The organism is Stenotrophomonas sp. NPDC047960 (genome assembly GCF_043204395.1).
Lineage (GTDB): Bacteria > Pseudomonadota > Gammaproteobacteria > Xanthomonadales > Xanthomonadaceae > Stenotrophomonas.
Map to the genome: position 1 here is coordinate 158,012 of NZ_JBIDBX010000006.1, position 15,823 is coordinate 173,834.

Annotated in this window: 14 protein-coding genes; 11 read left to right on the forward strand and 3 right to left on the reverse strand. The window is 67.9% G+C overall.

Translation table 11 applies throughout. The annotated features are described in order from the left end of the window. Nucleotides 1–5: 5 nt before the first annotated feature. Nucleotides 6–2,234, forward strand: coding sequence for a DPP IV N-terminal domain-containing protein (locus ACGFZ3_RS14325; RefSeq protein ID WP_392922409.1), 2,229 nt, complete (start codon nt 6–8; stop codon nt 2,232–2,234). Nucleotides 2,235–2,339: 105 nt separating this feature from the next. Beyond that, nucleotides 2,340–4,145 (forward strand): DUF885 domain-containing protein, encoded by a 1,806-nt coding sequence (locus ACGFZ3_RS14330; protein ID WP_392922412.1) that lies wholly within the window; start codon nt 2,340–2,342, stop codon nt 4,143–4,145. A gap of 114 nt (nt 4,146–4,259) precedes the next feature. Here ACGFZ3_RS14330 and ACGFZ3_RS14335 read toward each other — a convergent pair whose 3' ends face one another. Then, nucleotides 4,260–4,718 carry a hypothetical protein gene (locus ACGFZ3_RS14335; RefSeq protein WP_392922415.1) on the reverse strand — a complete coding sequence of 153 codons (459 nt, stop codon included), beginning with the start codon at nt 4,716–4,718 and terminating at the stop codon, nt 4,260–4,262. 199 nt (nt 4,719–4,917) lie between these two features. Here ACGFZ3_RS14335 and ACGFZ3_RS14340 point away from each other — a divergent pair, with 199 nt between their 5' ends. Genes ACGFZ3_RS14340 through ACGFZ3_RS14355 form a run of 4 tightly spaced genes read left to right on the forward strand, consistent with a single transcriptional unit; the run spans nt 4,918 to nt 7,461 of the window. Continuing rightward, nucleotides 4,918–5,166: a hypothetical protein gene (locus ACGFZ3_RS14340; protein WP_392922418.1), complete on the forward strand. Its 249-nt coding sequence runs from the start codon at nt 4,918–4,920 to the stop codon at nt 5,164–5,166. 60 nt (nt 5,167–5,226) lie between these two features. Beyond that, entirely contained in the window at nt 5,227–6,144 is a 918-nt protein-coding gene (locus ACGFZ3_RS14345; protein WP_392922421.1) for a bestrophin family protein, read from the forward strand. 23 nt (nt 6,145–6,167) lie between these two features. Beyond that, nucleotides 6,168–7,157 carry a porphobilinogen synthase gene (hemB, locus tag ACGFZ3_RS14350; RefSeq protein WP_392922423.1) on the forward strand — a complete coding sequence of 330 codons (990 nt, stop codon included), beginning with the start codon at nt 6,168–6,170 and terminating at the stop codon, nt 7,155–7,157. Between the two features lie 34 nt (nt 7,158–7,191). After that, entirely contained in the window at nt 7,192–7,461 is a 270-nt protein-coding gene (locus ACGFZ3_RS14355; protein WP_392922426.1) for a gas vesicle protein GvpG, read from the forward strand. 134 nt (nt 7,462–7,595) lie between these two features. On the opposite strand, the gene ACGFZ3_RS14360 is transcribed toward ACGFZ3_RS14355, so the two are convergent. Next, the gene (locus ACGFZ3_RS14360; protein WP_392922429.1) at nt 7,596–8,462 is read right to left on the reverse strand and encodes a TolB family protein; all 867 of its coding nucleotides are present in this window, start codon (nt 8,460–8,462) and stop codon (nt 7,596–7,598) included. A 54-nt stretch (nt 8,463–8,516) separates the two neighbouring features. Here ACGFZ3_RS14360 and aroE point away from each other — a divergent pair, with 54 nt between their 5' ends. The 3 genes from aroE to dinG all read left to right on the forward strand — a co-directional run bounded on the left by aroE (nt 8,517) and on the right by dinG (nt 11,916). Next, nucleotides 8,517–9,359 carry a shikimate dehydrogenase gene (aroE, locus tag ACGFZ3_RS14365; protein ID WP_392922432.1) on the forward strand — a complete coding sequence of 281 codons (843 nt, stop codon included), beginning with the start codon at nt 8,517–8,519 and terminating at the stop codon, nt 9,357–9,359. Between the two features lie 2 nt (nt 9,360–9,361). Next, nucleotides 9,362–9,706 carry a hypothetical protein gene (locus tag ACGFZ3_RS14370; RefSeq protein ID WP_392922906.1) on the forward strand — a complete coding sequence of 115 codons (345 nt, stop codon included), beginning with the start codon at nt 9,362–9,364 and terminating at the stop codon, nt 9,704–9,706. A gap of 107 nt (nt 9,707–9,813) precedes the next feature. Then, nucleotides 9,814–11,916, forward strand: coding sequence for an ATP-dependent DNA helicase DinG (gene dinG, locus ACGFZ3_RS14375; protein ID WP_392922435.1), 2,103 nt, complete (start codon nt 9,814–9,816; stop codon nt 11,914–11,916). 40 nt (nt 11,917–11,956) lie between these two features. Here dinG and ilvD read toward each other — a convergent pair whose 3' ends face one another. Further along, on the reverse strand, nt 11,957–13,789 hold the full coding sequence (gene ilvD / locus ACGFZ3_RS14380) for a dihydroxy-acid dehydratase (protein ID WP_392922438.1): 1,833 nt from the start codon (nt 13,787–13,789) through the stop codon (nt 11,957–11,959). 192 nt (nt 13,790–13,981) lie between these two features. Between ilvD and ACGFZ3_RS14385 the strand changes: the two genes are divergently transcribed. After that, a complete protein-coding gene (locus ACGFZ3_RS14385; protein WP_392922440.1) occupies nt 13,982–14,545 on the forward strand; it encodes a DUF1190 domain-containing protein in 564 nt (187 codons plus the stop codon). A gap of 4 nt (nt 14,546–14,549) precedes the next feature. Continuing rightward, nucleotides 14,550–15,728 carry a glutathionylspermidine synthase family protein gene (locus tag ACGFZ3_RS14390; protein WP_392922443.1) on the forward strand — a complete coding sequence of 393 codons (1,179 nt, stop codon included), beginning with the start codon at nt 14,550–14,552 and terminating at the stop codon, nt 15,726–15,728. Nucleotides 15,729–15,823: the final 95 nt, after the last annotated feature.

Sequence of the window (15,823 nt, forward strand, 5' to 3'; positions counted from 1 at the left end):
ATTCCATGCGCCACTTTGTTGCCTCGCTCGCCCTCATGCTCGCCTCGACCACCGCCGTCCACGCCGAAAAGCTCACCCTGGATGCCATCACCGGGCCGCTTCCGCTGTCCGGCCCGACCCTGATGAAGCCCAAGGTGGCCCCGGATGGCTCGCGCGTGAGCTTCCTGCGCGGCAAGGAGGCCGACCGCAACCAGTTGGACCTGTGGGCGTACGACATCGCCAGCGGCCAGACCCGCCTGCTGGTGGATTCCAAGGTCGTGCTGCCCGGCGATGAAACCCTGAGCGATGCCGAAAAGGCCCGCCGTGAGCGCCAGCGCATTGCCGCCATGACCGGCATCGTCGATTACCAGTGGTCGCCGGACGCGCGCACGCTGCTGTTCCCGCTGGGGGGCGAACTCTACCTGTACGACCTGGACAAGCAGGGCAAGGCCGCCGTGCGCCAGCTCACCCACGGTGAGGGCTTCGCCACCGATGCCAAGCTGTCGCCGAAGGGCGGCTTCGTCAGCTTCGTGCGCGACCGCAACCTGTGGGTGATCGACCTGGCCAGCGGCCGCCAGCTGCAGCTCACCCGCGATGGCAGCGGGACCATCGGCAATGGCGTGGCCGAATTCGTCGCCGACGAGGAAATGGACCGCCACACCGGGTACTGGTGGGCACCGGACGACTCGGCCATCGCGTTTGCGCGCATCGACGAATCGCCGGTGCCGGTGCAGAAGCGCTACGAGATGTATGCCGACCGCACCGAGATGATTGAACAGCGCTACCCGGCCGCCGGCGACCACAACGTCACCGTCAAGCTGGGCGTGATCGCCCCGCGGGCCGATGCCGCGCCGCGCTGGGTCGACCTTGGCTCCAATCCCGACATCTACCTGGCCCGCGTCGATTGGCGCGACCCGCAGCACCTCACCTTCCAGCGCCAGTCGCGCGACCAGAAGACCCTGGAACTGATCCAGGCCGACCTGGAAAGCGGCAAGCAGCGCACCCTGGTCACCGAAACATCGCCAACGTGGGTGCCGCTGCACAACAGCCTGCATTTCCTCAAGCAGGGCGGCTTCCTGTGGTCGTCCGAACGCAGCGGGTTCCAGCACCTGTACCGCGTGTCCGATGACGGCAAGACGGTGACCGCGTTGACCAGCGGCAACTGGCCGGTGGACGAACTGCTGGCCGTGGACGAAGACGCCGGCAAGGTCTACTTCCGCGCCGGGGTGGATTCCCCGCGCGAAAGCCAGCTCTACGCTGTTCCGCTGCAGGGTGGGGCGCTGCAGCGCCTGTCCAGTGAACCGGGCATGCACAGCGCCAGCTTCGCGAAGAATGCCAGCGTGTACGTGGACAGCTGGTCCAACACCACGACCCCGCCGCAGATCGCCCTGCACCGCGCCAATGGTGAAAAGATCGCCACGCTGGTGGAAAACAACCTGGCCGATCCCAGCCATCCGTACGCACGCTACCTGGACGCGCAGCGCCCGGTCACCTTCGGCACGCTCACCGCTGCCGATGGCCGCACCCCGCTGCATTACAGCCTGATCACCCCGGCCGGTTTCGATCCGGCCAAGCGCTACCCGGTGGTGGTGTACGTGTATGGCGGCCCGGCCAGCCAGACCGTCACCGACAGCTGGCCCGGTCGTGGCGACCACCTGTTCAACCAGTACCTGGCCCAGCAGGGCTATGTGGTGTTTTCACTCGATAACCGCGGCACGCCGCGCCGCGGCCGCGATTTTGGCGGTGCGCTGTACGGCGTGCAGGGCACGGTGGAAGTGGCCGACCAGCTCAAGGGCGTGGCATGGCTCAAGCAGCAGCCGTGGGTCGACCCGGCGCGCATCGGTGTGCAGGGCTGGTCCAACGGCGGTTACATGACCCTGATGCTGCTGGCCAAGGCGTCGGACCAGTACGCCTGCGGCGTGGCCGGCGCGCCGGTCACCGACTGGGGCCTGTACGACACCCATTACACCGAGCGCTACATGGACCTGCCGGCACGCAACGCCAAGGGCTATGAAGAGGCGCGCGTGCTGGCGCATATCGACGGCCTGCGTTCGCGCCTGCTGCTGATCCACGGCATGGCCGACGACAACGTGCTGTTCACCAACTCCACCGCGCTGATGAGCGCGCTGCAGAAACGTGGCCAGCCGTTCGAACTGATGACCTACCCGGGTGCCAAGCATGGCCTGTCCGGCAGCAACGCATTGCACCGTTACCGCCTGGCCGAGGACTTCCTGGGTCGCTGCCTGAAGCCGTAACGGGTCGGCCGGGTCATGGCTGGGGGGGCAGCCATGACCTCCGGCCGATTGCCGCTGCCCCCCTGAGTGCGTAGGGTCGCAGGCAACCGCTCACTGGAGTCCTGCATGAAGCCGCTTGCCCTTGCCGTCGCGTTGGCCCTTTCCGTCCCCGCCGCGCTCAGTGCGCCGCCGGCCTTCGCTGCCGTTCCTGCCGCCACCAAGGCCCCGGCCAGTGTGGCCTGGGTGACCCGCAGCAACGAACTGGCGCAGATCCTGCTCGACGCGCAGGGCCCGTTCCAGCCGGAAGAGACCGGCTTCTTCGGTGTGCCGGGCTACGACGACAAGGTGGCCGATTTCGGTCCGGACAACGCCAAGCGGTACCGCGCCGCGATGGCCAAGGCGCGCGACCAGCTCAAGGCCAAGCTGGCCACCGAGCGCGACCCGAACGTGCGCCAGGACCTGGCGATCATGATCGCCGCCGCCGGCGAGAACATCGAAGGCAGCGAACTCAATGAAAAGTACCTGCTGCCGTGGAGCGACACCCCGCAGACGGTGTTCAGCGGCATCAACCTGCTGCTGTCGGACCAGGTGCCGGCCGAGCGCCGCGCCAAGGCGCTGGACCGCCTGAAGGCCTACGCCGGCCTGGCCCCGGGCAGCACCGCCATCACCACACTGTCGCGCCAGCGCTATGAAGAGCGCCTGGCCGACAAGACCCTGCTGCAGCCGACGAAGATCGAGGTCGAGCAGTCGCTGGCCAACGTCGATACCTACATCACCGGCATTGAAAAGCTGTTCGACAAGTACAAGGTCGCCGGCGCCGACGAGGCGCTGAAGACCATCGCCACCCAGCTGCGCGAGTACCGCGACTGGACGAAGAGCGAAGTACTGCCCAAGGCACGTGCCGATGCGCGCCTGCCCGAGCCGCTCTACGCCTTCCAGCTCAAGCGCGTGGGCATCGACATCGACCCCAAGCTGCTGATGCAGCGGGCGCAGCTGGAGTTCATGGAAACCCGCTCGGCGATGCGCCAGCTGGCGCCGCTGGTGGTCAAGGCCAAGGGCCTGAAGGTGGCCGACCCGACCGACCCGGTGGCGGTAATCCGCGCGCTGAAGGGCGACAAGATCGCCGACGACCAGCTCGAGCACCACTACCGTGGCGTGATCGATGCGATCGACCCGATCATCCGCGCCCAGAAGATCGTGGACGTGCCGCAGCGCCCGATGCAGATGCGGCTGGGCTCGGCCGCTGAAAGCGCGGCCTCGCCGGCTCCGCACTTCCTGCCGGCGCCGCTGGTGGGCAACACCGGCCAGCAGGGCACCTTCGTGCTGCCGCTGGGCAACCCGGCCGCCGGCGACAAGGCCGCGCAGTACGACGACTTCAACTTCGGCTCGGCCGCGTGGACGCTGAGCGCGCACGAAGGCCGCCCGGGGCATGAGCTGCAGTTCACCGCGATGGTGGAGCGCGGCGTGTCGCTGGCGCGCACGATGTTCGCGTTCAATTCGGTCAACGTGGAAGGCTGGGCGCTGTATGCAGAAGCCGAAATGGTGCCGTACGAGCCCTTGGACGGGCAGCTGATCGCCCTGCAGTTCCGCCTGCTGCGTGCCGCGCGCGCGATGCTTGATCCGATGCTCAACCTGGGCCTGATCGATCGGGCCAAGGCTGAGCGCGTTCTGATCGACGAAGTGGGCCTGTCGCAGGCGATGGCCACCCAGGAACTGGACCGTTACATGGTGCGGTCGCCGGGCCAGGCGGGCAGCTACTTCTACGGCTACACCCGGATCCTGGAACTGCGCATGCAGACCGAGCTGGCCCTGGGCGACAAGTTCGACCGGCTGGCGTTCAACAACTTCCTGCTCGATCAGGGCCTGCTGCCGCCGGACCAGCTGGCCAAGGCGGTCAATGAGGTGTTCATCCCGCGGTACAAGGCGAAGTAATCACCTCCGCATGGGCCACGACCAACGGTCGTGGCCTACCCACCTAGTTCGTATGCACGCCCCGGCGGAACATGGGCGCTTTGGTAGGTCACGACCGTTGGTCGTGACCCGCTTTCACCGCGCCGGTTTAATGGTCTGCACCGGCAACCGCTCCGCCGGCGGCGGATTCGGAACCCAGATGGCCACCCCGGCCGCGCGCTTCTGCGTGGTCGGAATGCCGATGCCCACGCCGCCGCCACTGTGCGAGCCGTAGCTGCCGCCGCCCACCGACAGGCCGCCCCCCGAGCTGCTGGACTCCACGCCCATCAGGATCACCCCGTTGGCGCCGAGCGCGGCGGCTTCCTTCTTCAGCCGCATCACCGCCGCATCGGTCTGGCCCTGCGTGCCGAAGCCTGCGGCGCTGGTCGACTCCAGCTGGGCGATTTCAATCGAACCCGGCGGTGGTGTGGAGTAGATCTGTACCAGTGCCGGGTCGGTAGGCGCACGGGTCTGGCCCAGCATCACCCTGGAGGTGCTGGCGCAGCCGGTCACGGCCAGCAGCACACCGAGCAGCGGAAGGAGTCGAATGTTCATGGGTTCACCCTTGTTCGGCCTGGTCGGCCTGCGCCTGGATCATCCGGGCCGGCCACTGAATCGGCGCCAACCCCGTTCTGGCGAACGTTAACACCGCCGGGGTGAGCTTGCCGCATCCCGTTCTTGCCGCCGCCGTCACGCGCCACTGGCGCGGCTGTCGCTACGCTGCGGCCAGCATTTTCAGCGCGGGGAGCGGGGCATGGGACTGATCAGTTTGTTGTGGGGCGTAGTGGCCCTGTTGTGGATGGTCCTGGCCCTGATCCCGCTGCTGGGCTGGGGCAACTGGTTCCTGATCCCGTTTGCCGCGGTCGGTGCGGTCATCGGCGCGCTGGGCATCCTGTTCACCCACCCGACCAAACGGGGCCGCGCGTGGACCGGCCTGCTGCTCAACGCGGTCGTGGTGGTGGTGGGCATCGTGCGCCTGTCCATTGGCGGCGGGATCATCTGACTGCGACGCTCGGTCGCACCGGCCGGGATGTCGCGGGCAAGGGCGTAGAATGACCGCCCCATGATCATTCGTCCCCGCCCCCACGGCTGGCAGCTGCTGTACATCCTGCGCGGCTCCATCGTGCCTGCCATTGCGCCCAAGGTGGCCGCCATCTTCGTGCTGGCCGTCGCGGTGGCCACCTTCGCCGAACTGGCCCACCCGCCGGGCATCGAGCGTGTCTCGGTCGCGCCGTTCACCCTGTTGGGCCTGGTGCTGTCCATCTTCCTGAGCTTCCGCAACAACGCCTGCTTCGACCGCTGGTGGGAAGGGCGCAAGCTGTGGGGCCAGCTCATCTACGAATCGCGCAGCCTGGCGCGTCTGTGCAGCACGCTGCTGTCCGCACAGCAGCTGCGCGCAGACCGCATCTGCCGCCTGGCCATTGCCTTCGCGCATGCACTGGCCGCCCGCCTGCGCGGACAGGACGCCGCGCTGGCGGGGCTGCCCTGGGTAACCGAGGCCGACCGCGGGCGTTACGCGCAACGCCAGAACGTGCCGGACCAGCTGCTGGCGATGATCGCGGTGGAAACCACCGACGCGCTGCGCGCCGGTGAGATCGACAGCATCCTGTATGCCCAGTTCGAAACCCGCCTGCATGCGCTGTCCAGCATCCAGGCCGGCTGCGAACGCATCCTGCTGACCCCGTTGCCGTTTGCCTACACCCTGCTGCTGCACCGCTGCGCGTGGATGTTCTGCGTGCTGCTGCCGTTCGGCCTGGCCAGTTCGCTGGGCTGGGCCACCCCGGTGGTCTCGGCGGTGCTGGCCTATGCCTTCTTCGGCCTGGACCAGCTGGGCGAGGAAATGGAAGAGCCGTTCGGGCTGGAACCCAACGACCTGCCGCTGGATGCGATGGTCCGCACCATCGAAATCGACCTGCTCGACAGCCTGGGCGTGCGCCCGCTGCCGGACCCCCTGCAACCGCAGCGTTACCTGCTGCAGTAACCCGACACTGCCCGGAGCATTCCATGGCCCACCCCGACTATCGCCCCCGCCGCATGCGCCACGACGAGTTCTCGCGCCGGCTGATGCGCGAGAACACGCTGACCACCGACGACCTGATCTACCCGGTGTTCGTCCACGAGCTGGCCGGGCGCGCCCCGGTGGCGTCGATGCCGGGCGTGGAGCGGCTGTCGATCGAGGAGCTGCTGAAAGTGGCCGAGGAAGCCCTGGAACTGGGCATTCCGGTGATCGACCTGTTCCCGGTGATCGACCCGGCCGGCAAGAGCCTGGATGCGGCCGCCGCGTGGGACGAGAACGGGCTGGCGCAGCGGGCGATCCGCGCGTTGAAGTCGCGCTTCCCGGAACTGGGCGTGATGACCGATGTGGCGCTGGACCCGTACACCACCCACGGCCAGGACGGGATCATCGATGACAAGGGCTACGTGCTCAACGACATCACCGTGCAGGCGCTGGTCCGGCAGTCGCTGTCGCACGCCGAAGCGGGCGTGGACATCGTCTCGCCGTCGGACATGATGGACGGCCGCATCGGCGCCATTCGCCGCGCGCTGGATGCCCACAGCCACGTCAACGTGCGCATCATGGCCTATTCGGCCAAGTACGCGTCGGCGTTCTACGGCCCGTTCCGCGACGCGGTGGGCAGCTCGGCCAGCCTGGGCAAGGCCGACAAGAAGACCTACCAGATGGACCCGGCCAACGGCGACGAGGCCATGCGCGAAATCGCGCTGGACCTCGAAGAGGGCGCGGACATGGTGATGGTCAAGCCGGGCATGCCCTACCTGGATCTGGTGCGCCGGGTGAAGCAGCAGTTCGGCGTGCCGACGTTCGCGTACCAGGTCAGTGGCGAGTACGCGATGATGAAAGCCGCGTTCGCCAATGGCTGGCTGGACGAACGCGCCTGTGTGTTGGAATCACTGATCGGCTTCAAGCGGGCCGGTGCCGATGGCGTGCTGACCTATTTCGCGCCGCAGGTGGCTCGTTGGCTGCGCGAACGCTGACAATACGCATCGACACGCAGACAGGAGCAGGGTGATGCAGACGATGGGATGGGTGCAGTGGCTGACGTGGGGCACCGGCGTGCTGGTGTTCGCGGTGGTGATCGGCCTGGTCATCCGCGGCGTGCTGCGCGCCGCCCGCCGCGCGCCCGAGCAACCCTCGGCCGCCGCGCGGCTGGCGCGCGAAGCCAACCTGCCGGTAGCCGTGCAGGCGCAGCTGGCCGCGCTGAACCAGCGCAAGGACCACGGCGAGATCAGCGAAGCCGAGTACGAACAGCAGCGCGCCGCACTGCTGCGCGAGTTGTAGGGTCGGTTCCCAAACGACTGCCGATGAGGTTGATCGGCGCTGGGACGCATGACCTTCGCCGGAGACGCTTCTCCGTCACAGGTCATGCCCTACCGCGGTGACCAACATCATCGGCGGTCGATAGGGATGCGACCCTACCGGCAGCCAGCCACCGCGGGTGTGCGCAACCTGTACAGATCCAACCCGCCGGCCCTTGGCGACTTCGCCTGCCCGGCCACCACCATCTCGCTGGGCTTGGACGCATCCACCACCGGCGCGCCGGTCTGCCCGTCGGCGGTATTGAACGACAACCCCAGCGGTTCGGCCGGCTTGCGGTAGTCGCAGCCCACCACCCACACCTGCGAATGGCCGCCCGCCACCCGGGTCAGCGCCAGCGCCCCGCCATTGCCCAGCCAGTCGCCGCCCAGCTCATCGGCCGCACTGTTGAGCGGCGCCGGCAGCGGTGTCGCGGTGTTGAACCCGCGTCCCTGCGCGGTCGCCACGTAGAGATCGAACCCACCCTGGGTCCCTTTCCCATTTCGGCCAAACAGCAGCACCTGCCCATCCGGCCGCACCGCCGGGCGGCGCTCATCGGCGGCCGTGTTGACCGTTACCGGCATCGTCAGCACGGTGCCGAAGCTGCCGTCCTCGCGGATCATCACCCCGTACAGGTCGAACCCACCGCTCCCGCTGCCGCCGTTGGAGGCGAAGTACAGCCAGGCCCCGTCGTGGCTGAAGAACGGGTCCACGTCATCCCCGGCGGTGTTGAACGCCAGCGGCGCCGGGTCCTGCCAGCGCCCGTCGCGCAGGGTGGCCTGCCACAGGTCCCAGCCGCCGGTCCCGCCGGGCCGATCGCTGGCCCAGATGATGCGCTTGCCATCCGGCGCGATGGTCGCCTGCGCCTCGTTGGCCTTGGTCGACACCACCCCCATGCCTTCGATGCCGAACTCGGAAAGCGCCATCGCGCCCGGTGCGGAGAGTAAACTCAGGCTCAGCGCGAGCAGAGACAAGGGAGTGCGCATAGTCGCTTCCATTGGGGTTTGCGTTTCAATCCAGGCCCGGAGTTTAAGACACCCATGACCGCCCGTTACGCTGTATTCGGCCAGCCCATCGCCCACTCGCAGTCGCCGCACATCCATGCCGCGTTCGCCCGCCAGGAAGGCATCGCGCTGGATTACCGCGCCATTGAAGCGGCACCGGCCGACTTTCCGGCCGAGCTCGAGAGGTTTGCGGAGGAAGGTGGCGTCGGCGCCAACGTCACCGCGCCGCTGAAGGAAATCGCCTTCGGGCTGTGCAAGACCTTTACTTCCCGCGCGATGCTGGCCAGATCGGTCAACACGCTGCTGCGCAAAGGTGATGGCTGGCACGGCGACACCACCGATGGCGTGGGCCTGGTGCGCGACCTCACCGACCGCCACAGCCTGGACCTGCGCGGCCGCCGCGTGCTGCTGCTGGGTGCCGGTGGCTCGGCGCGCAGCGTGGCGCCGGCGCTGCTGGACGCCGGCATCCGTGAACTGGTGGTGGTCAACCGTACCCCGCAACGCGCCGATGAGCTGAGCGATGCGATCGGCGAGCCCGGCCGCGTGCTGACGCAGTACTGGGAACGCATGGACGAACTCGGCGACTTCGAGCTGATCGTCAACGCCACGTCCGCGGGCCGTGACCGCAATGAAGAGTTCAAGCTGCCGCTGTCACTGGTCAACAGCATGACCACCGCCGTGGACCTGAACTATGGCGAGGCCTCCTTCGCGTTCCTGGCCTGGGCCCGCGCCGCGCAGTGCCGCAACATGGTCGACGGCCTTGGCATGCTGGTCGAGCAGGCTGCCACCAGCTTCCAGCAGTGGCACGAAGTGCGCCCGGAAACCGATCCGGTCTACGCCGAGCTGCGCGCGAAGAACGCGCTGGCGGGTGACGCGTGAACATGGACCTGCTGCTCAGCCTGCTGGGCATGGCCGCGCTGCGCCTGCCAGTGCTGATCGCGCTGGCGGTGTCGCTGGTGTGGGTGGTGGATGCCCCGCGCGGCACCATCCGCAGTGTGGCGCTGTGGTCGTTGGCCCTGCTGCTGCTGGCCAGCCTGGCCGGGTTGGCGCTCAACATCGTGCCGACCTGGCTGGTCCAGCGCGGCGAGTACGGCAACGTGCAGATGCTGTCGTGGCTGCTGCGCGGCGGCCACTTCCTCATCGGCCTGGTGGAGGCGCTGGGCACGGTGCTGCTGGTGTGGGCGATGACCCGCGCGCTGCGCAACCGCACCGCCCCGGCCGCCTGAGCGGGCGACCCCGGTCACGGAACTGAACCGGCGCGGAAAAATCCGCGCCGGCCGCGGGCCCCGGGCATGAGAAAATACCCGCCTGATCCAGGCAGGACCTCCCCGGCGTGACCGAAAAAGTTGAAGCCCCGCGTGCGCTGAACGACGAGCTCAAGACCGTCATCCGCGATGCCTACGCCAAGCTGCAGGCCAATACCCCCGGCTTCAGCACGCGGCGTTCGCAGAGCCAGATGATCGGCGTGGTCTCGCGTGCGCTGTCGCAGAGCGGCGGGGTAGGGGTGGTCGAAGCGCCCACCGGCGTGGGCAAGAGCCTGGGCTACCTCACCGCCGGCGTGCCGATCGCGCTGGCCACGAAGAAGAAGCTGGTGATCAGCACCGGCACCGTGGCGCTGCAGTCGCAGCTGGTCGAGCGCGACATCCCGAACTTCCTCAAGGCCACCGGCCTGGAAGCCACCGTGGCGCTGGCCAAGGGCCGCACCCGTTACCTGTGCACGCGCAACGCCGCCGAAGCGCATGGCGATGGCGCGCAGGAAGGCATGTTCGAGGACGAGCAGCCGCTGTTCGACCGCCCGCTGGCGCCGATCGAAATGGACCTGGCGCAGAAGCTGAGCAGGGATTTCGTCGAAGGTCGCTGGAACGGCGACCTGGACAACGCGCCGGACACCATCAGCCCCTCGCTGCGCTCGCGCATCACCACCCCGGCCTCGGGCTGCGCGGGCCGCAAGTGCGCCTACTCGGCGCAGTGCGCGGTGCTGCGCGCACGCAACACCGTGCGCGATGCGCAGATCGTGGTGACCAACCATGCGTTGCTGCTGTCGGCCCTGTCCATTGGCGAAAGCGACAACGGCCAGCCGTTGATCGCACCGCCGTCGGACATGCTGCTGGTGCTCGACGAAGGCCACCATATCGGCAACGTGGCCATCGATCAGGGCGCGGCCAGCCTGGCCCTGGATGAAATGGCCAAGCGCACCGGCCGCCTGCAGATCCTGATCGCCGCCGCCTACCGCGCGGTGGACAAGGACAAGCTGGGCAACCTGCTGCCCAACGAAGCCATCGATGTGGCCGCGCGGGTCAGCAAGCAGCTGCGCGCGTTCCGCGATGTGATCGACCGCAGCTGGCAACCGGACCCGACCGCGCAGGAGCCGATGTGGCGCGCGCCGAACGGACGCCTGCCGGACATCTGGATGGCCGACATCGAAGCGCTGGCCGACGATACCCGCGCGCTGTTCAACTGGGCCCACGCCGCACTATCCCAGGTGGCCAAGGGCAAGCCTGACGATGCGGCGCGCGAGCGCCTGCAGCGCACGCTGGGCATGGCGCTGGAGATGATCGAACAGCAGCACAACCTGTGGACCGCCTGGCGCCGCGAAGACAAGGACGGCCAGCCGCCGTTCGCGCGCTGGGTCACCCTGTCGCGCGATGGCGACCTGATCCTGCACGGCTCGCCGGTGTCGGCCGCCAACGTGCTGCGCAAGCTGCTGTGGGATGAAGTGGATTCGGTGGTGATGACCTCGGCCACGCTCACCGGCGGTGGCGACTTCCAGGCGCTGGCGATCGACAACGGCATTCCCAGCGAAGCGGAGATGGTCTCGCTGGCCTCGCCGTTCGACCTGCCCAACCAGGCCGAGCTGATCGTGCCCAACTTCCCGGTCACCCCGGACGACCGCGAGCGGCACCCGAAGGAAGTGGCCAAGTACCTGGTCAAGGAACTGGACTGGAGCAAGGGCAGCATCGTGCTGTTCACCTCGCGCTGGAAGATGGAGAAGGTGGCCGAGCTGATGCCGGCAGCGCAGCGCAGGCAGGTGCTGGTGCAGGGCGAAACGGCCAAGCAGAAGATGATCGACGAGCACCTGCGGCGCACATCGGCGGGCGAGGGCTCGGTGCTGTTCGGGCTGAACTCGTTCGGCGAAGGCCTGGACCTGCCCGGCGAAGCCTGCACCACGGTGGTCATCACCCAGGTACCGTTCGCGGTGCCGACCGACCCGCAGACCTCCACCCTGAGCGAATGGTTCGAAAGTCGCGGGTTGAATGCCTTCAACCTGATCGCCATCCCGCACGCGTTGCGCACGCTGACCCAGTTCGCCGGCCGCCTGATCCGCACTTCCACCGACACCGGCCGCGTGATCATCCTCGACTCGCGCCTGATCAGTCGCCGCTACGGCAAGCGCATCATCGACGCGTTGCCGCCGTTCAAGCGGGTCATCGGCTGACGGGCACCCCGTGGGACACGCATGCGGTGTCGGCGCGGTCTCACACCTTGCTCAGATCCCGCACCGCGCCCTTGTCGGCACTGGTCGCCAACAACGCGTAGGCCTTGAGTGCCCCGGTCACCTTGCGCGGACGCGCCTCGCGGGGCTTCCACCCCGACGCGTCCTGCTCCGCACGGCGCGCCGCCAACGTAGCGGCATCCACCAGCACATCAATCCGCCGCGCCGGAATATCGATCCGGATCCGGTCGCCATCGCGCACCAATCCAATCGTACCGCCCGCTGCCGCTTCCGGTGACGCATGCCCGATCGACAGCCCGGACGTACCGCCCGAGAACCGTCCATCGGTCAGCAGCGCACACTGTTTGCCCAGCCCCTTCGATTTCAGGTAACTGGTCGGGTACAGCATTTCCTGCATGCCCGGCCCACCGCGCGGGCCCTCATAGCGGATCACCACCACATCGCCCGCGCCCACTTCATCGGCCAGGATGCCCTGCACGGCCGCGTCCTGGCTTTCGAACACCTTCGCAGTGCCCTCGAATACATGGATGGACTCATCCACGCCGGCGGTCTTCACCACGCAGCCATCCTCGGCCAGGTTGCCCCGCAGCACCGCCAGCCCACCTTCGGCCGAGTACGCGTGCGCCACATCGCGGATGCAGCCCTCGGCGCGATCCAGGTCCAGTGACGGCCAACGCGTGGCCTGGCTGAAAGCCACCTGGGTGGGAATGCCGGCCGGGCCGGCACTGAAGAATTCGTGCACCCCCGCATCGTCGGTCACCGCCACATCCCAGCGCGCAATCGCGTCGGCCAGGGTGCGGCTGTGCACGGTGGGTACCTCGGTATGCAGCAGTCCGCCGCGTGCCAGCGACCCGAGGATCGCGAACACGCCACCGGCGCGGTGCACGTCCTCCATGTGGTACCTGGGCGTGTTCGGCGCCACCTTGCACAGCTGCGGCACGCGTCGCGACAGCGCATCGATCGCATGCAGGTCGAAGTCCACTTCGGCTTCCTGCGCGGCGGCCAGCAGGTGCAGGATCGTGTTGGTGGAACCGCCCATGGCGATATCCAGCGTCATCGCGTTCTCGAACGCGGCATGGGTGGCGATGCCGCGCGGCAGCGCCGTGGCATCTTCGCCGCCATACCAGCGGTGGCACAGCTCCACCACCAGCCGGCCAGCACGGCGGAACAGCTGCTCGCGGTCGGCGTGGGTGGCCAGGGTCGAGCCGTTGCCCGGCAGCGACAGCCCCAACGCCTCGGTCAGGCAGTTCATCGAGTTGGCGGTGAACATGCCCGAGCACGACCCGCAGGTGGGGCAGGCGCTGCGCTCGTACTCGGCCACCTTTTCATCGGAGGCGCTGGCATCGGCGGCGATCACCATCGCATCCACCAGGTCCAGCTTGTGCTCGGCCAGCCGGGTCTTGCCCGCTTCCATCGGCCCCCCGGAGACGAACACCACCGGGATGTTCAGCCGCAGCGCGGCCATCAGCATCCCGGGGGTGATCTTGTCGCAGTTGGAAATGCACACCAGCGCATCGGCGCAGTGCGCGTTGACCATGTACTCCACCGAGTCGGCGATGATCTCGCGGCTGGGCAGGGAATACAGCATGCCGTCGTGGCCCATGGCGATGCCGTCATCCACCGCGATGGTGTTGAACTCCTTGGCCACGCCGCCGACCTGTTCGATCTCCCGCGCCACCAGCTGGCCCAGGTCTTTGAGGTGCACGTGGCCCGGCACGAACTGGGTAAATGAATTGGCGATGGCGACGATCGGCTTGTGGAAGTCGGCATCGGTCATCCCGGTGGCACGCCACAGGGCGCGGGCGCCGGCCATGTTGCGGCCGGCGGTGGAGGTGCGGGAGCGGTATTCAGGCATGGGGGCTGGCAGGATCTGGCGGGCCGTGGGGGCGCGTTGCCACTCGATTCTGCCCAAAAATTCCGGTTGCTGTTGCAACCGTCGGCGCGGGCAATCCTGAAACGGCGTTCATCTTTTTCACTTTGCCGGTTTTGGTTGTTGGCGGCAATCAGGCATGATTGAGGCGATGACCGTAAAAGGGGGCACGACGCCATGAAACGTTCCAGGACCACCGCACTGCTGCTGATGAGCGCTGCGCCGCTGCTGTTTACCGCCTGCCAGAAGGATGAGGCGGTGCAGGTGCAGGAGGGGCTGTACACCTCGGTGCAGGCCTGTACCGACGCCACCGGCGACCCGTCCGCGTGCCGTACGGCCTTTGCCGAAGCGCAGAAGCAGTCCGCAGACGCCGCCCCCAAGTACGCCTCGCGTGCCGAATGCGAAGCCGAGTACAACGCCGAGCAGTGCGTGGAACAGAAGACCTCCACCGGCCACTCGTTCATCGGCCCGATGATGATGGGCTTCTTCATGTCCCAGATGCTCAGCAACCGCGGCGCCGGCCTGGCGCAGGCCCCGGCCGCAAGCCCGGCCTACCAGGACAAGGCCAAGGGTTGGGCGCGCCCGGCCCCGGGCGGCACCGGTGGGCTCAACACCGCCAGCGGCATCGGCGCGGGCAAGGCCGGCCTGGCCCCGGTCACCAGCACCCCCAACCGCGCGGTGACCGCCAGCCGCGGTGGCTTCGGCAACACCAGCAGCAGCCGCAGCAGCTACGGCGGTTGATGCAATGAAGCGTGTGCGAATCGACGAGCGCAGCGAGTGGCGCGCTCGTGCTGCCGAGTCCGGTTTCCGCTTCCACACCATCGATGGCCTGCCGTACTGGGATGAAACCGCGTACTACGCCTTCACCCTGCGCCAGATCGAGCAGGACATCGAAGACCCCAGCGCCGAGCTGCACGCGATGGCGATGGAGCTGGTGGACGAGGTGGTGCGCAGCGAACAGCTGATGGACCAGCTGGCGATTCCGCCCGCGTTCCGCGACTGGATCGCCAACAGCTGGCGCCGGGGCGAGCCTCACCTGTACGGCCGGCTGGACTTCGCCTATGACGGCACCGACCCGGCCAAGCTCTACGAGCTCAATTACGACACACCGACCTCGCTGTTCGAGGCGTCGTTCTTCCAATGGCAGTGGCTGGAAGACCAGCGCAACCAGAACCGCCTGCCGCCGCAGGCCGACCAGTTCAACGCCATCCATGAGGCACTGGTCGAGCGCTTCGGGCAGCTGTCGGCGCAGTTGCCGCCGCCGCTGTACTTCACTGCCGTGGGCGCCTCGGAAGAAGACCAGGGCACCGTGGCTTACCTGCGCGACTGCGCGGCCCAGGCCGGGCTGCGGGGCGAGGCGATCGCGATCGAAGACATCGGGCTGTCCGAGGACGGCCGTTTCACCGCGCTCGACGACACGGTGATCGGCAGCCTGTTCAAGCTGTACCCGCTGGAAGACCTGATGACCGAATCATTCGGCCAGGCGCTGCCGGGTTCGGGCGTGCAGCTGCTGGAACCGGCGTGGAAGGCGATTCTGAGCAACAAGGGCGTGCTGCCGCTGCTGTGGCAGCGGCACCGAGGCCACCCGAACCTGCTGGCGGCCGAGTTCGACGATGGCAGCGCGCTACCGCCCGGCTGGGTGCGCAAGCCGCTGTTCTCGCGCGAAGGCGCCAACGTGGCCATGCACCTGGCCGACGGCAGCTGGCAGGAGAGCGAAGGTCCCTACAACGGCCCGGCGATCCGCCAGGCCGCACACCCGCTCACGGCATTCGATGGCGGTTACCCGCTGATCGGCAGCTGGATCGTGGGCGACCAGGCCTGTGGCATGGGCATCCGCGAAGACAACAGCCGGATCACCCGCGACAGCGCCCGGTTCGTGCCCCACGCAATCATCGACGAAGCGCCGACGCGCATTTACGTGTGATGGTTCAACGGCGTCACGACCAACGGTCGTGACCGACCGGCGCACACGATCGGCGCACACCGATCGGCGCACACCGACCGGTCAACCCGGTCGGT

Excerpts from the sequence above, each read along its gene's own strand:
- ACGFZ3_RS14325 (WP_392922409.1), top strand. The coding sequence starts at position 6 with ATGCGCCACTTTGTTGCCTCGCTCGCCCTCATGCTCGCCTCGACCACC.
- ACGFZ3_RS14330 (WP_392922412.1), top strand. The coding sequence starts at position 2,340 with ATGAAGCCGCTTGCCCTTGCCGTCGCGTTGGCCCTTTCCGTCCCCGCC.
- ACGFZ3_RS14335 (WP_392922415.1), bottom strand. The coding sequence starts at position 4,718 with ATGAACATTCGACTCCTTCCGCTGCTCGGTGTGCTGCTGGCCGTGACC.
- ACGFZ3_RS14340 (WP_392922418.1), top strand. The coding sequence starts at position 4,918 with ATGGGACTGATCAGTTTGTTGTGGGGCGTAGTGGCCCTGTTGTGGATG.
- ACGFZ3_RS14345 (WP_392922421.1), top strand. The coding sequence starts at position 5,227 with ATGATCATTCGTCCCCGCCCCCACGGCTGGCAGCTGCTGTACATCCTG.
- hemB (WP_392922423.1), top strand. The coding sequence starts at position 6,168 with ATGGCCCACCCCGACTATCGCCCCCGCCGCATGCGCCACGACGAGTTC.
- ACGFZ3_RS14355 (WP_392922426.1), top strand. The coding sequence starts at position 7,192 with ATGCAGACGATGGGATGGGTGCAGTGGCTGACGTGGGGCACCGGCGTG.
- ACGFZ3_RS14360 (WP_392922429.1), bottom strand. The coding sequence starts at position 8,462 with ATGCGCACTCCCTTGTCTCTGCTCGCGCTGAGCCTGAGTTTACTCTCC.
- aroE (WP_392922432.1), top strand. The coding sequence starts at position 8,517 with ATGACCGCCCGTTACGCTGTATTCGGCCAGCCCATCGCCCACTCGCAG.
- ACGFZ3_RS14370 (WP_392922906.1), top strand. The coding sequence starts at position 9,362 with ATGGACCTGCTGCTCAGCCTGCTGGGCATGGCCGCGCTGCGCCTGCCA.
- ilvD (WP_392922438.1), bottom strand. The coding sequence starts at position 13,789 with ATGCCTGAATACCGCTCCCGCACCTCCACCGCCGGCCGCAACATGGCC.
- ACGFZ3_RS14385 (WP_392922440.1), top strand. The coding sequence starts at position 13,982 with ATGAAACGTTCCAGGACCACCGCACTGCTGCTGATGAGCGCTGCGCCG.
- ACGFZ3_RS14390 (WP_392922443.1), top strand. The coding sequence starts at position 14,550 with ATGAAGCGTGTGCGAATCGACGAGCGCAGCGAGTGGCGCGCTCGTGCT.